Source organism: Pseudomonas pergaminensis (assembly GCF_024112395.2).
GTDB lineage: Bacteria > Pseudomonadota > Gammaproteobacteria > Pseudomonadales > Pseudomonadaceae > Aquipseudomonas > Aquipseudomonas pergaminensis.
Window position 1 is genome coordinate 4,309,824 of record NZ_CP078013.2, and the last position, 15,099, is coordinate 4,324,922.

The 15,099-nt window shown below is 59.4% G+C and carries 11 protein-coding genes; 2 read left to right on the forward strand and 9 right to left on the reverse strand.

All coding sequences use genetic code 11. From position 1 onward, the window contains the following. Positions 1-146: 146 nt before the first annotated feature. Positions 147-2,807 carry a pyruvate dehydrogenase (acetyl-transferring), homodimeric type gene (gene aceE / locus KUA23_RS19410; RefSeq protein WP_252992679.1) on the forward strand — a complete coding sequence of 887 codons (2,661 nt, stop codon included), beginning with the start codon at positions 147-149 and terminating at the stop codon, positions 2,805-2,807. A 1-nt stretch (position 2,808) separates the two neighbouring features. On the opposite strand, the gene KUA23_RS19415 is transcribed toward aceE, so the two are convergent. Both KUA23_RS19415 and KUA23_RS19420 read right to left on the reverse strand, forming a co-directional pair. After that, positions 2,809-3,594 carry a DUF2242 domain-containing protein gene (locus KUA23_RS19415; protein WP_078049274.1) on the reverse strand — a complete coding sequence of 262 codons (786 nt, stop codon included), beginning with the start codon at positions 3,592-3,594 and terminating at the stop codon, positions 2,809-2,811. 89 nt (positions 3,595-3,683) lie between these two features. Further along, on the reverse strand, positions 3,684-4,583 hold the full coding sequence (locus KUA23_RS19420) for a LysR family transcriptional regulator (protein ID WP_252992680.1): 900 nt from the start codon (positions 4,581-4,583) through the stop codon (positions 3,684-3,686). Between the two features lie 117 nt (positions 4,584-4,700). Between KUA23_RS19420 and KUA23_RS19425 the strand changes: the two genes are divergently transcribed. Then, positions 4,701-5,906, forward strand: coding sequence for an MFS transporter (locus KUA23_RS19425; protein WP_100490263.1), 1,206 nt, complete (start codon positions 4,701-4,703; stop codon positions 5,904-5,906). On the opposite strand, the gene KUA23_RS19430 is transcribed toward KUA23_RS19425, so the two are convergent. From KUA23_RS19430 to tig, 7 genes are all read right to left on the reverse strand, one after another. After that, complete coding sequence (locus KUA23_RS19430) at positions 5,853-6,377, reverse strand: GNAT family N-acetyltransferase (protein WP_252992681.1); 525 nt, start codon at positions 6,375-6,377, stop codon at positions 5,853-5,855. The genes KUA23_RS19425 and KUA23_RS19430 overlap by 54 nt on opposite strands. 99 nt (positions 6,378-6,476) lie before the next feature. Further along, complete coding sequence (locus tag KUA23_RS19435) at positions 6,477-8,351, reverse strand: SurA N-terminal domain-containing protein (RefSeq protein ID WP_078049278.1); 1,875 nt, start codon at positions 8,349-8,351, stop codon at positions 6,477-6,479. Positions 8,352-8,582: 231 nt separating this feature from the next. Then, entirely contained in the window at positions 8,583-8,870 is a 288-nt protein-coding gene (locus KUA23_RS19440; RefSeq protein WP_221034285.1) for an HU family DNA-binding protein, read from the reverse strand. A 133-nt stretch (positions 8,871-9,003) separates the two neighbouring features. After that, complete coding sequence (lon, locus tag KUA23_RS19445; protein ID WP_078049279.1) at positions 9,004-11,400, reverse strand: endopeptidase La; 2,397 nt, start codon at positions 11,398-11,400, stop codon at positions 9,004-9,006. Positions 11,401-11,575: 175 nt separating this feature from the next. Beyond that, positions 11,576-12,859, reverse strand: coding sequence for an ATP-dependent Clp protease ATP-binding subunit ClpX (gene clpX, locus KUA23_RS19450; RefSeq protein WP_010209414.1), 1,284 nt, complete (start codon positions 12,857-12,859; stop codon positions 11,576-11,578). Positions 12,860-12,970: 111 nt separating this feature from the next. Further along, entirely contained in the window at positions 12,971-13,606 is a 636-nt protein-coding gene (clpP, locus tag KUA23_RS19455; protein WP_034107269.1) for an ATP-dependent Clp endopeptidase proteolytic subunit ClpP, read from the reverse strand. 92 nt (positions 13,607-13,698) lie between these two features. Further along, positions 13,699-15,009, reverse strand: a complete 1,311-nt coding sequence (tig, locus tag KUA23_RS19460; RefSeq protein WP_058423916.1) for a trigger factor — start codon at positions 15,007-15,009, stop codon at positions 13,699-13,701. Between the last annotated feature and the right edge of the window lie 90 nt (positions 15,010-15,099).

The following is a 15,099-nucleotide window of genomic DNA, read 5'->3' on the forward strand; positions in this document are numbered from 1 at the left end:
CAACACCATCCGGGCAATTTCAAGAAGGTTGCAATAGTAGCTCATCCCGCGCTAGATTCGGTCATGTAGTTGCAATTGCAATTACATTTGCCGGCACTCCCACAAGGAGCCCGCCACTTGAAATCCGCCTACCCTGGAGCCTCCACATGACCCCGAACAACGCAGTCAGACGCGATGACGATCCACAGGAAACCCGCGAGTGGCTGGACTCCATCGAATCGGTGCTGTCCACCGAAGGCCGCCCGCGCGCCCACTACCTGATCGATCAGTTGCTGGATTTCGACGTGGCGCGGCATGGCGACTTCTACGGGCGGGTGACCACGCCCTACGTCAATACAATCCCGGTGGACCGTCAATTGCCCTACCCTGGCAACCTGGCCATCGAACGCCGTACCAATGCGTTTATCCGTTGGAACGCCATGGCAATGGTGTTGCGTGCAGGCAAACACTCAGGCGTCGGTGGGCACATCGCGACCTATGCGTCAGCCGCAGTGCTGTACGACGTAGGTTTTGATCACTTCTTCCGTGGCCGAACCGACAGCTTTGAGGGCGACCTGGTGTACATCCAGGGTCACTCCTCCCCCGGCATCTACGGCCGCGCCTACCTGGAAGGCCGCATCAGCGAAGCGCAACTCGACAACTTCCGCCGCGAGGCCGGTGGCGACGGTATTTCGTCCTACCCACACCCACGGCTGATGCCGGACTTCTGGCAATTCCCTACCGTGTCCATGGGCCTCGGCCCCATCACCGCCGCTTACCAGGCGCGCTTTATGCGCTACCTGGAATTGCGCGGCCTCAAGCAACACCAGGGACGCAAGGTCTGGGCCTTCCTCGGTGATGGTGAAATGGATCAGCCGGAATCCCTGGCCGCCATTTCCCTGGCCGGGCGCGAGAAACTCGACAACCTGATCTTCGTGGTCAACTGCAACCTGCAACGCCTGGACGGCCCCGTGCGCGGCAACGCCAAGGTGATCCAGGAGTTCGAAAGCCTGTACCGCGCCGCCGGCTGGAACGTGATCAAAGTGATCTGGGGCAGTGGCTGGGACGCGCTGCTGGACAAAGACCAAAGCGGCCTGCTGCGCCAACGCATGATGGAATGCGTGGACGGCGACTATCAGAACTACAAGTCACAGAACGGCGCCTATGTACGCGAACATTTCTTCGGCAAGTACCCGGAATTACTCGCGTTGGTTGCGGACATGTCCGACGACGAAATCTGGAAACTCTCACGGGGTGGACACGACCCGGACAAGGTCTACAACGCCTATTCGGCTGCCGTGCGCCATGGCGGCCAGCCCACTGTGATCCTGGCGAAAACCGTCAAGGGCTTCGGCATGGGTGAGGCCGGCGAAGGCCAGAACATCAACCATCAATTGAAGAAAATGGGCGCCGATGCGGTAAGAGCATTCCGCGATCGTTTCGACCTGGACGTCGCGGACGACCAACTCGCCGACATCCCCTACCTCAAGCCCGCGTCCGATAGCGAAGAGGCCCGCTACTTCGCCGCTCGCCGCCAGGCCCTGGGCGGCTACGTACCGGCGCGCCACAGCGTGGTCGAACCCTTGCAGATCCCCGAACTGGCCGCCTTCGCCACCCAGCTCAAGGACACCGGCGAACGGGCAATCTCCACCACCATGGCCTTTGTGCGCATCCTTGGCACCCTGCTCAAGGACCCGCACCTGGGCAAACTGATCGTGCCCATCGTGCCGGATGAGTCGCGTACCTTCGGTATGGAAAGCCTGTTCCGTCAGATCGGCATCCACTCGGCCGTAGGCCAGCTCTACACCCCGCAGGACGCAGGGCAACTGAGCTACTACAAGGAAAGCAAGGACGGACAGATCATGCAGGAAGGCCTGAATGAATCAGGCGCCATTTCCTCATGGATCGCGGCGAGTACGTCCTACAGCAACCACGCTGTGATGACCGTGCCGTTCTATATTTTCTACTCGATGTTCGGCTTCCAACGCGTTGGCGACCTCGCCTGGGCGGCAGGCGATGCGCGGGCGCGCGGCTTCCTGCTGGGGGCCACGGCAGGCCGCACCACGCTGATGGGCGAAGGCTTGCAGCATGACGATGGGCACAGCCATATCCTGTCGTCAGTGATCCCTTGCTGCGTGTCCTACGACCCGACGTTTGCCTACGAGCTGGCGGTAATCATACGCGAGGGCATGCGGCGGATGTACGTGCAGCAAGAGGACATTTACTACTACATCACCTTGCTGAACGAAAACTACCCGCACCCGGCAATGCCCGAAGGTGTGGAGGACGGCATTCTCAAGGGTATGTACCGGCTCAGTGCCAGCACGCAGGCCCAGGTGCAACTGATGGGCAGCGGCTCAATCCTGCGCGAAGTGATTGCGGCGGCCGAGTTGCTGCACAAGGACTTCGGCATCCACAGTAATGTATGGAGCACAACCAGCCTCACCGAGTTGCGCCGTGACGGGCATGCCGTGGAGCGCTGGAACCTGCTGCACCCGCAGAGCGAGCCAAGGGTGAGCTACGTGGAGCACTGCCTGGCCAGTGAAACAGGGCCGGTGGTGGTGGCGACGGACTACATGAAGCTGTTTGCCGATCAGATTCGCCCCTTCGTTCCCGGCCGGCGCTTTGTGGCGCTGGGCACGGACGGTTTTGGGCAATCGGACACCCGTGAAACCCTGCGGGCGTTCTTCGAAGTGGACCGGCATTTCATCGCGCTGGCGGCCTTGAAGGCCTTGGCGGATGACGGCGTGATCGGACGCGAGAAAGTCAGTGAAGCGATCAGCCGCTACGGGATCAACGTCGACAAAGTCAACCCCGTAGCAGTCTGAGCTACTGCGCAGGCGTCGGCAGGGGCGGAATCGCTTCTGTCGGCGCAGGCAAGTCCGGGTTGCTGGTGGCCGGTGCGGGTTCTGCCTGCGGCGCAATCGGCGCGGCCTCGGCAGGTGGCGTGACGGGCTGGGAGACAGGCTGCGGGGCGGCAGGCTCTTCCTTCGGCGGCTCGACTTTCTCGGTAGCCGGGGCGGCCTTGGGTTCCGGCACCCCCAGCTCGGCTTTAGGTTGCTCGGGGATATGCTCGGCCTTCTTCACTTCCTGTGGCAGGAACACATCAACCAGCGAAAAATAACGCTCGTAGAATTTCGGCGCCGAAACGGTCTCGCTCGCCACCTTCACCATCGAGTCATCGGTGGAGCCGATCGGCATCGACACCGAACCCAACACCCCAACCCCCAGGCTCGCGGAGTTGTTGACCTTCTTCAGCGCATAGCGATCCTGCAAGGCGTTGGCGAACATCGTCGAATGGTTGGTGCCTTTGCCATCATCGGCACACACCACGTTGAAGCTGATCTGCAAGTGGGTTTCGCCGGTCTGCTGGAAGCTCTTGTTACCCACGACCAGTTTCGGGTCGCTGCTGGTGATGATGTAGCCCTGGCTCAGCAAGGCGCGCCGTGCGGCTTCACACGCGGCGACGTCAGTCACCGGGTAATCCCGGGAAAACGTACCGGAGTCGTCGAAATTCTCATGTTCATAAATAGCGGTCTTGGGTGACGAGCAGCCCGCGGCGCCCGCCAACACCAGCGCCAACCCGAGGCTACGCAAGTGAAATGATGTCGACATTGAAAATCCTGAGGAAAACGGTCCGGGCGGTATTGTGCAACAGAACGAGGCCTTGGCGCGCGCATTCCTGTCGGTAAAACGTCACAGCCTTAGATTGAACCACTCGCAGGAAAAAGCCCTGCGCACATATGCTCAATAAACACGCGCAATTTGACCGAGGCATGGCGACTTGATGGCCATAACAGCCAGAAACTGCCCCGATGTTCCAGGTGGTCATCCAGCACCCGTTGCAGGCGCCCGTCGGCAACGGCCTGATTGACCATGTAGTCCGGCAGGCAGGCGATCCCCAGCCCTTCATGCACCACGTGGTTGAGGGACTCGATGGTGGTACTGACCAACGGGGCGCGCAAGACAGGTTCCGAGGCGCCGGCAGCCAGGCGCAACGGCCAGGGCTCCAGCTTGCCCGTGGCGCAGAACTTGTGACGCAGGCAGGCATGCTCGCTCAACTGCTGCGGCAGTCGCGGGGTGCCATGCTCGCGGAAATAGGCCGGGGTGCCCACCACTACCAACTGGTAATGCCCCAGGTGACGCGCCATAAGGCGCGAATCTTCCGGCTTGCCCGTGCGAATCACCGCGTCGAAACCTTCTTCGATCACGTCCACCATGCGGTCGGAGAAATCCACATCCAACTCGATCTCCGGGTAAGCCCGCATGAAATCGCTGAGCACCGGCATTAACAAGCCGCGCACTTGCGGCACGCTGATGCGCAACTTGCCTCGGGGCGTGGCGCTGGCCTCTGTCAGTTCGCGCTCGGCGGCTTCGACTTCGGCCAGGATACGCCGCGAACGCTCAAGGAACAGCGCTCCCTCGCTGGTCAAGGTGATGCTGCGGGTGCTGCGGTGAAACAGCCGCACGCCCAGGCGCTCTTCCATCCGCGCGATGCTCTTGCCGACGGCCGACGATGACACACCCAGTACACGCCCTGCGAGGGTGAAGCTGCGCGTCTCCGCCACCTGCACGAATACCGAGAGGCTGCCCAAGTTGTCCATGATGCCTCGTAATGATTAAGGACGCCTACGTCCGATAAGTTCGGAACCTTAGCCTGTTTTTCCGTGGACAACAGCCCCCTACTCTGCCTGCTTGCCCTTTTGCATGGATAGAGTGTGATGACTTCCCTCACTGATTCCCCCGTGACCGCTCAAAAAGACACCCTACCGCTGGGTGGTTTGCTGGCCTTGGCCAGTGCCGGTTTTATTACCATCCTTACCGAAGCCATGCCCGCCGGCCTGCTGCCGCAAATGGGCGAAGGCCTGGGCGTGTCGCCCGCACTGGTTGGCCAACTGGTGACGCTGTATGCCCTGGGCTCACTCGTCGCCGCCATCCCGCTGACGCTGTTGACGCGCGGCTGGCGCCGTCGGCCGTTGTTGCTGGTGGCCATTGGCGGCTTCGCCCTGGTCAACAGCGTGACCGCGCTTTCCAGCCACTATGGGCTGACCCTGGTGGCGCGCTTCTTTGCCGGCGTGTTCGCCGGGCTGCTGTGGGCATTGCTGGCGGGGTATGCCAGCCGGATGGTCGCGCCACACCTGCAAGGTCGAGCCATTGCAGTGGCGATGCTGGGCGCCCCGCTGGCGCTGTCGTTGGGTGTGCCCGCAGGTACGTTTCTTGGCGCCGCCGTTGGCTGGCGCCTGAGCTTTGCACTCATGACCGGCCTGACGCTGTTGCTGTTGATAGGGGCGCGTCTGCAACTGCCGGATTTCGCCGGCGAACAGGCCGGAAAACGCTTGGCCCTGCATCAAGTGCTGAGCTTGCCGGGTATTCGTCCGGTGCTGTGGGTGACCTTTACCTACGTACTGGCCCACAACATTCTCTACACCTACATCGCCCCATTGCTGGTGCCGGCGGGCATTGCCGCCGACATCGACCGCGTGCTGCTGGTATTCGGCCTCGCCGCGCTGTTGAGCATCTGGCTGGCCGGTGTGTTGATTGACCGGTGGTTGCGTGCACTGCTGTTGATCAGTTGCGCGCTGTTTGGTTTAGTCGCCTTGGCCCTGGCGTTCTGGATGAACCTGCCAGCGGTGATCTACCTCACCGTGGCGTTATGGGGCCTGGCGTTCGGCGGCCTGCCGGCCCTGCTGCAAACGGCGCTGGCCAAATCGGCCGGCGAGTCGGCGGACGCCGCGCAATCGATGCTGGTGACCGTGTGGAACCTGGGCATCGCAGGCGGCGGCCTGGTGGGCGGTGTGTTGCTCCAGGGCTGGGGCGTCGGCGCATTTGCCTGGGCGGTTGTGCTGCTGATGGTACTGGCCCTGGCCGGCGCGTTACAGGCGGCGCCCCAACAACTGGCCCGGCCACCCTTCAAGGTCAAACGTTGAAATACGCTGATACCCGCACGCCTCGTAAAAACGCACCAGGTCGCCCGTGCCGCCGGCGTAACAGTCCACGCGCAGGCGGTTGACCCCGGCAGCGCGGGCACGCTCATCGGCGAAAGCCAACAGCTGCCGGCCCAACCCACGCGCACGGGCATCACGTGCGGCGATCAGCAAACGCACATAGACTTCCGGCTCAGACGCCGGCGGCACGTAAGGCATGGGCTCGCCCAGCACGAGTGCCGCCAGCACCCGTCCTTCAGGCGTTTCAACCACCCAGGCACCGGGCATGCCACACGCGTCCGTGACTTGCGCGACCCGCCGGGGCAATGCGGACCAGGGCTCGGTGCCCCATTGGGCGTGATTACCCATCCCGACAAACCAGGCAATTACCTCGTCAAATACCTGCAGCATGGCCGGGGCATCCGCTGCGCTGGCACGACGGATCACCCAGCCTTCTTTTCCTTGAATAGACACGCTTGAGACTCCAGGGTCGGCGATAACGAATGCCCAGTCTAGCGCACATAAAAAAGCCCCCGGACTTTTCAGGCCGGGGGCTTTTTGTTCAAACCAACATCAGAACTTCTTGATGTCAGCCTTGGTTTCCAGCTGCTTGCGGTAGGCCGCGAAGTCCTGCTGGCCCACGCGGGAGGCGAGGAAGCGGCGGTATTGCGCCTTTTCTTCGTCCGTTGGGGCAACGGCTTCGTTGACGCCGTTCAAGCGCACGATCACCAGGCTACCGTCAGCCAGGGTCACGGTGGTGAAGGTCGGCTTGTCCTTGGCCGCAGGCTTGGGCATGCGGAACAGGGCTTGCAGCACGGCCGGGTCGATCGCTTCCTGGCTACGGGTAGCCGCTTCAGTGACCTTCCATGCCTGGCCGTCGACCGGCTGGTTCAGCGGGGTCTTGCCATCACGCAGGCTGGCGATCAACTCGTCAGCGTGGGCCTTGGCAGCCGCGCTGGCGCGTTCCTTGGCCATCTGGGTGCGAATCGCCGCTGCAACGCTTTCCAGCGGCAGTTGCGAAGGCTTCAGGTGCTCTTTGGCACGCAGCACGATGATGGTTTCCGGGTCCAGCTCGATGGCGGTGCTGTTGGCCCCCTCATCCAGGACTTCCGGGCTGAACGCAGCGGTGACCACGGCACGGTTGGCCGCGACACCTTCGCCACCGTCACGGCCAAATGGCGCGGAGGTGTGAACGGTCAGCTTCAGGTCGGACGCTGGCTGGGCCAGGTCGGAGGCTTCGAATGCCGCATCTTCCAATTGCTTGGTCGCTTCGACAAAACGCTGCTCGACCTGCTGGGTCTTGAGCTCTTTGGTCAGCTTGTCTTTCAGGCTGGCAAACGTCGGCACTTGGGGTGCTTCAACGCCCAACAGCTTGATCAAGTGCCAACCGAAGGTGCTGCGCACCGGCGCCGAGACCTGGTCCTTGTTCAACGCGTACAAGGCCGCTTCGAAGTCCGGATCGTAGACGCCAGGGCCGGCGAAGCCCAGGTCGCCGCCACTGTTGGCCGAACCTGGATCCTGGGAGAACTCCTTGGCCAGGGCTTCGAACTTCTCACCTTTGGCCAGGCGTGCCTGGATTTCTTCGATCTTGGCCTTGGCTTGCGCGTCGGTGACCTTGTCGTTGACTTCAATCAGGATGTGCGCGGCACGACGCTGTTCAGCGAGGTTGGCGGTTTCTTTCTGATAGGCAGCCTGCAGCTCATCGTCCTTCACGGTAACCTGGTCGAAGAAGGAAGACTTCTTCAGTTCCAGATAGTCGATGACCACTTGATCAGGGGTCATGAACTCTTTGGCGTGCTGGTCGTAGTAAGCCTTGACCTCGTCGTCGGTAAGTTTCACCGCCGCAGGGTTGGCCTTGATGTTGACGGTGGCGAAGTCGCGAGTCTGTTTTTCCAGACGGGCGAATGCCAGCACTTCGGAATCGGTGACGAAACCGCTGCCGGCAATACCTGCGCGAACCTGGCCGATCAGCATTTCCTGGGTCAGCATCTGCCGGAACTGCAGGCGGCTGTAGCCCAACTGACGAGTGACCTGGTCAAAACGGTCGGCGTTGAACTTGCCGTCCACCTGGAATTCCGGCGTCTGCAGGATCACTTGGTCCAGCGCGGCTTCAGAGAAGCCAAACTTGGAATCGGCGGCGCCTTGCAGCAGCAGCTTGCGATCGATCAGGCCCTTGAGGGCCGCTTCGCGCAGCAGTTTTTCGTCCAGCAGGGAAGCATCGAAATCCTTGCCCAGCTGTTGCATCAGCTGGCGACGTTGCATGTCGACGGCCTGGCTCAATTCGGTCTGGGTGATTTCTTCACCGTTGACCTTGGCCACGTCCTGCTTACTGTTACCCGAAGCCTGGAAAATGGCTTCGATACCGGTGAACGCCATCAATGCGACGATGATCCCGATAATGGTCTTGGCAATCCAGCCTTGTGAATTGTCCCTGATATTTTGCAGCATGCGTCCCCCAGAAACGGTTGAACTTCAAAAATAGGCAACCGTGGAGCGTGGGTAGAGTCCGGATAGAAGAAAGGCGCATCCGAGGATGCGCCTTCTCGTAACTGGCGGAGCGGACGGGGGTTTGAACCCACACCCCCGGCGTGGCGACCCGATGGATACGTGGGTCAGCTGCCGCTCCGCTGCCAGGTCGAACCTGCGTTCGACCCGGGTAGGCAAAGGCTAGATCGAAGCTTAGTTAACGGCTTCTTTCAGGGCTTTACCGGCTTTGAAACCTGGTTTCTTGGCAGCAGCGATTTGCAGTGCTTTGCCAGTCTGTGGGTTGCGGCCAGTGCGAGCTGGGCGGTCAGTCACAGAGAAAGTACCGAAGCCTACCAGTACCACGGAGTCGCCGGCCTTCAGAGCGCCAGTGACGGATTCGATTACTGCATCCAGCGCACGGCCAGCAGCAGCTTTCGGGATATCAGCGGATGCAGCGATAGCATCAATCAGTTCCGACTTGTTCACTCTAAGTCCCCTTATATATCTATTGAGTATGATTCTAAGTTTTTTGGTGAAAGCAAAAACCAGTGCTGAATGGCCTACAGACACTTAAGAGCCGCTTTATAACAAGGGCTCTAAAAAGCTGTCAAGGAAGCCACCAGGCTTTAACGCATTAATGCGTGCTAATTCTTTCCTTGGAATCAGACTCGCGTTTTTCGTCCTTTGCAACTATCTCCGGAGCCACATCCGGCAAGGGCTCCGGCGCGTATTGCAGCGCAATTTGCAGGACCTCGTCAATCCATTTAACCGGTTTAATCTGAAGATCTTGCTTGATATTGTCCGGAATTTCCTTCAAGTCGCGAACATTCTCTTCAGGAATGATCACGGTCTTGATACCACCGCGGTGTGCAGCAAGCAATTTCTCTTTCAGGCCACCGATAGCCAATACCTGGCCACGCAGGGTAATTTCCCCGGTCATGGCAACATCGGCGCGCACCGGAATGCCGGTCAATGCCGACACCAGGGCCGTGCACATGCCTACGCCAGCGCTAGGGCCGTCTTTCGGGGTCGCCCCTTCCGGCATGTGGATGTGAGTGTCGTGCTTCTCGTGGAAGTCCAGGGGGATCCCCAGGCTCCGGGCGCGGCTGCGCACCACGGTCTGCGCGGCCGTGATGGATTCGACCATCACGTCACCGAGGGAACCGGTCTTGATCAGCTGGCCCTTGCCCGGGATCACCGCGGCTTCGATGGTCAGCAACTCGCCGCCCACCTGGGTCCACGCCAGGCCAGTCACCTGACCGACCTGATCCTGCTGCTCGGCCAGGCCATAGCGGAATTTCCGCACGCCCAGGAAGTGCTCAAGGGAGTCGGCCGTGACCTTCACCGAGAAGCGTTTTTCCAGTGCATGTTCCTTGACCGCTTTGCGGCAGATCTTCGCGATCTGGCGCTCCAGGCCCCGTACACCGGCCTCGCGGGTGTAGTAGCGCACGATGTCGCGGATCGCCTCGACCTCGAACTCGATCTCACCTTTCTTCAAGCCATTGGCCGAAGTCTGCTTGGGCGCAAGGTATTTGACGGCGATGTTGATCTTCTCGTCTTCGGTGTAACCCGGCAGACGAATCACCTCCATCCGGTCCAGCAGGGCTGGCGGAATGTTCATGGAGTTGGAGGTGCACAGGAACATTACGTCGGACAGGTCGTAGTCGACCTCCAGGTAATGGTCGTTGAAATTGTGGTTCTGCTCGGGGTCGAGCACTTCCAGCAAGGCAGAGGCCGGATCGCCACGCATGTCGCTGCCCATTTTGTCGATTTCATCAAGCAGGAACAGCGGGTTGCGCACGCCCACTTTTGTCATCTTTTGAATCAATCTTCCTGGCATCGAACCGATGTAAGTTCGGCGATGACCACGGATTTCCGCTTCATCGCGCACACCACCGAGGGCCATGCGCACGAATTTACGGTTGGTGGCGTTGGCAATCGACTCGGCCAGGGAGGTTTTACCTACACCAGGCGGGCCGACCAGGCACAACACCGGACCACGAATCTTTTTCACGCGCTTTTGCACGGCGAGGTATTCGAGGATGCGTTCTTTGACTTCTTCCAGGCCGTAGTGGTCAGCGTCGAGGATGTCTTCAGCGCGCGCCAGGTCCAGGCGTACCTTGGTCTGGGCCTTCCACGGCACCTGCACCAGCCAGTCGATGTAGGAACGCACCACGGTGGCTTCGGCCGACATCGGCGACATTTGCTTGAGCTTGTTCAGCTCGGCGGTGGCCTTGGTCAGTGCGTCTTTCGGCAGGCCGGCGGCATCGATGCGCTTTTTCAGCTCTTCGATTTCGTTGTGGCCTTCCTCGCTGTCGCCGAGCTCCTTCTGAATGGCCTTCATCTGCTCATTCAGGTAGTACTCGCGCTGGCTGCGCTCCATTTGTTTCTTCACGCGACCACGGATGCGCTTCTCGACCTGCAGCAGGTCGATTTCAGCGTCCAGCAGCGCCAGCACATGTTCAACACGGGCCGACAGGTCGATGATTTCGAGGATGTCTTGCTTCTGCTCGATTTTCAGCGCCATGTGCGCGGCCATGGTGTCGACCAGGCGACTTGGCTCATCGATGCTGTTAAGGGAGGAAAGGACTTCAGCCGGGACTTTCTTGCCCAGCTGCACATACTGCTCAAATTGCGAGAGCAGGCTGCGTACAAATACTTCGGACTCGCGCTCCGGAGCCTCGACTTCGTCGATCAGCGCCACTTCAGCGCGCAGGTGGCCATCCACCTCCATGAAGCGTTCGACCGCGCCGCGCTGTTCACCTTCCACCAGCACCTTGACGGTGCCATCGGGCAGCTTGAGCAATTGCAGCACGGTAGCAATGGTACCGACGCGATACAGGGCGTCTTCGCCTGGATCATCATCAGCAGGATTTTTCTGGGCCAACAGCAGGATCTGCTTGTCGCCCGTCATCGCGGCCTCGAGGGCTTCGATAGACTTCTCGCGCCCCACGAACAGCGGGATAACCATGTGCGGATAGACGACGACATCACGCAACGGCAGGAGAGGCAATTCGATGGTTGTCTTCATGATTTCGCCTCTATGACAGTTGAAAAGTAAGCTTGAAACCAAGATGGGGGCTGCATGCAAAAAAAACAAGCTTATTGCCAGCAGTTAAACGCAGTAAACGCTCTGGCGTAAAAAACGCCGTAAAAACAAAGGGGCCCCTGGAGGCCCCTTTGTTCATACCGACACTGCGAAACGCTTACGCGTCTGGCGCAGCCTTGGCAGCCGGCTCACTGTTTTCGTAGATATACAGTGGCTTGGACTTACCTTCTATAACGCTTTCGTCGATCACCACTTTACTCACCTCGGACTGCGAGGGGATCTCGTACATGGTGTCGAGCAGCACGCCTTCAAGAATCGAACGCAGGCCACGTGCACCGGTCTTGCGCTCCAGTGCCCGCTTGGCCACTGATTTGAGTGCGTCGGTACGGAACTCGAGGTCTACACCTTCCATCTCGAACAACTTGGCGTATTGCTTGGTCAGGGCGTTTTTCGGCTCGGTGAGGATCTGGATCAGAGCCGCCTCATCCAATTCGTCCAACGTCGCGAGGACCGGCAGACGGCCAACGAATTCCGGGATCAGACCGAACTTGACCAGATCGTCAGGCTCGACTTCACGCAGGGACTCGCCCACCTTCTTGCCTTCTTCCTTGCTGCGCACTTCTGCACTGAAACCAATGCCACCACGGGTGGAACGCTGCTGGATCACTTTTTCCAGACCAGAGAACGCACCGCCACAGATGAACAGGATGTTGCGTGTATCAACCTGAAGGAATTCCTGCTGTGGGTGCTTGCGGCCGCCTTGTGGCGGTACGGAAGCAACCGTGCCTTCGATCAGTTTCAACAGGGCCTGCTGCACACCTTCACCGGAAACGTCCCGAGTGATCGACGGGTTGTCCGACTTGCGCGAGATCTTGTCGATCTCGTCGATGTAGACAATACCCATCTGGGCTTTCTCTACGTCGTAGTCGCACTTCTGCAGCAGTTTCTGAATGATGTTCTCGACGTCTTCACCCACGTAGCCAGCCTCGGTGAGGGTGGTGGCGTCGGCGATGGTGAACGGAACGTTCAGTAGGCGAGCGAGGGTTTCTGCAAGCAGGGTTTTACCCGAACCTGTAGGACCGATCAGCAAGATGTTGCTCTTGCCGAGTTCAACTTCGTCGCCTTTCTTGTCACGCTGGTTCAAGCGCTTGTAGTGGTTGTACACCGCTACGGCCAGAACCTTCTTTGCACGCTCTTGACCAATCACATACTGATCAAGGATGCCGCTGATTTCTTTAGGCGAAGGCAATTTATGCGCACTGCTTTCGGCCTGGGCTTCCTGCACCTCCTCGCGGATGATGTCATTGCACAGGTCGACGCATTCGTCGCAGATAAACACCGAGGGGCCGGCAATCAATTTGCGTACTTCATGCTGGCTTTTGCCACAGAAGGAGCAATAGAGCAGCTTGCCGTTGTCCTCGCCGTTGCGGGTGTCAGTCATTCGTTCGATCCAAATCCGATAGGCTTGCAACACAAGATGAAGGCTTATGCGGGCTTTTTCAAGCCCGCCAGTGGTCGGCATGCCGACCAGCCCTATTTTGAGCAGCTTATATTAAGCGGGGCGCTGACTGATCACTGCGTCGATCAGCCCATATTCCTTGGCCGCTTCGGCACTCATGAAGTTGTCGCGATTGGTATCGCGCTCGATTTCTTCCAGGGTACGCCCGCTGTGCTTGGCCATCAGCGTGTTGAGACGCTCACGAATGAACAGGATTTCCTTGGCGTGGATTTCGATATCCGAAGCCTGGCCCTGGAAACCGCCCAATGGCTGGTGAATCATCACGCGCGAGTTCGGCAGGCAGAAACGCTTGCCTTCCGCACCTGCGGTCAGCAGGAACGCGCCCATGCTGCAGGCTTGGCCGATGCAGGTGGTCGATACGTTCGGCTTGATGAACTGCATGGTGTCGTAGATCGACATGCCTGCAGTGACCGAACCGCCTGGGGAGTTGATGTAGAGATGGATGTCCTTGTCCGGGTTTTCCGCTTCAAGGAACAGCAGCTGCGCACAGATCAGGTTGGCCATGTAGTCCTCTACGGGGCCCACCAGAAAGATCACTCGCTCCTTGAGCAGGCGCGAGTAGATGTCGTAGGCGCGTTCGCCACGAGCGGACTGCTCGACAACCATCGGGACCAGGCCGCCAGCGGCCTGGATATCAGAGTTCTGCTGAATATAGGAATTACGGAACATGCTCTGCAGTTACTCCCAAATAGTCATGTCTTGAAAACGCATAAGCCAGCGCGAGGCTGGCTTATGGTTGAATTTTCCAACGAGTTGGACAATCAGTCGGCTTGTGCTGCTTCCGCCGGTTTGACTGCTTCTTCGTAAGAGACCGCTTTATCGGTCACCTTAGCCTTCTGCAGAACAGTATCCACAACTTGTTCTTCCAGCACAACCGAACGCACTTCGTTCAGTTGCTGATCGTTCTTGTAGTACCAAGCCACAACCTGCTCAGGCTCCTGGTAGGCCGAGGCCATTTCCTGGATCATTTCGCGAACGCGGTCTTCGTCAGGCTTGAGGTCGAACTGCTTGACCACTTCAGCCACGATCAGGCCCAGCACGACGCGGCGCTTGGCTTGCTCTTCGAACAGCTCGGCCGGCAGTTGGTCAGGCTTGATGTTGCCACCAAACTGCTGAACAGCTTGAACGCGCAGGCGATCCACTTCGTTGGACAGCAGAGCCTTAGGCACTTCGATCGGGTTGGCGGCCAGCAGACCGTCCATGACCTGGTTCTTGACCTTGGACTTGATGGCCTGACGCAGCTCGCGCTCCATGTTCTTGCGAACTTCGGTGCGGAAGCCTTCGATACCGGTTTCCTTGATGCCGAATTGGGCGAAGAATTCTTCGTTCAGCTCTGGCAGCTTAGGCTCGGACACGCTGTTGACGGTCACGGTGAACTCGGCGGCTTTGCCAGCCAGGTCCAGGTTCTGGTAGTCAGCAGGGAAAGTCAGGTTCAGAACGCGCTCTTCGCCAGCCTTGGCGCCAACCAGGCCGTCTTCGAAGCCCGGGATCATGCGGTTGGAACCCAGCACCAGCTGAGTGCCCTTGGCGGAGCCACCAGCGAACACTTCGCCGTCAACCTTGCCAACGAAATCGATGTTCAGCTGGTCTTCGTTCTGGGCAGCACGGTCGGCCACTTCGAAACGAGTGTTCTGCTTGCGCAGGATTTCCAGCATGTTGTCCAGGTCCGAATCAGCCACTTCGGCGCTCAGGCGCTCGATGGCGATACCGTCGAAACCGGCCACTTCAAACTCAGGGAACACTTCGAATACGGCAACGTATTCCAGGTCTTTGCCAGCTTCCAGCGACTTAGGCTCGATCGACGGCGAACCAGCCGGGTTCAGCTTGTGCTCAACGACCGCTTCGTAGAAAGAAGCCTGGATCACGTCACCCACAGCTTCCTGGCGCGCATCGGCACCAAAACGGCGCTTGATTTCGCTCATTGGCACTTTGCCTGGACGGAAACCAGCGATCTTGGCCTTTTGGGCAGTCTGCTGCAGACGCTTGTTGACCGCAGTCTCGATGCGCTCAGCCGGCACGGTGATGCTCAGGCGACGCTCGATAGCAGTAGTATTTTCAACAGAAACTTGCATGGATATTCCTCGTTGCACAGACGTTAGCCGGCCATTTCCGACCCCAATCAAGGGCATGCATTCTAGTGGGTCAAACTCAAGAAGTCACCC

Bases quoted from the DNA above. Each gene is read 5' to 3' on its own strand.
- aceE (WP_252992679.1), top strand. From the start codon at position 147: ATGACCCCGAACAACGCAGTCAGACGCGATGACGATCCACAGGAAACC.
- KUA23_RS19415 (WP_078049274.1), bottom strand. From the start codon at position 3,594: ATGTCGACATCATTTCACTTGCGTAGCCTCGGGTTGGCGCTGGTGTTG.
- KUA23_RS19420 (WP_252992680.1), bottom strand. From the start codon at position 4,583: ATGGACAACTTGGGCAGCCTCTCGGTATTCGTGCAGGTGGCGGAGACG.
- KUA23_RS19425 (WP_100490263.1), top strand. From the start codon at position 4,701: ATGACTTCCCTCACTGATTCCCCCGTGACCGCTCAAAAAGACACCCTA.
- KUA23_RS19435 (WP_078049278.1), bottom strand. From the start codon at position 8,351: ATGCTGCAAAATATCAGGGACAATTCACAAGGCTGGATTGCCAAGACC.
- lon (WP_078049279.1), bottom strand. From the start codon at position 11,400: ATGAAGACAACCATCGAATTGCCTCTCCTGCCGTTGCGTGATGTCGTC.
- clpX (WP_010209414.1), bottom strand. From the start codon at position 12,859: ATGACTGACACCCGCAACGGCGAGGACAACGGCAAGCTGCTCTATTGC.
- clpP (WP_034107269.1), bottom strand. From the start codon at position 13,606: ATGTTCCGTAATTCCTATATTCAGCAGAACTCTGATATCCAGGCCGCT.
- tig (WP_058423916.1), bottom strand. From the start codon at position 15,009: ATGCAAGTTTCTGTTGAAAATACTACTGCTATCGAGCGTCGCCTGAGC.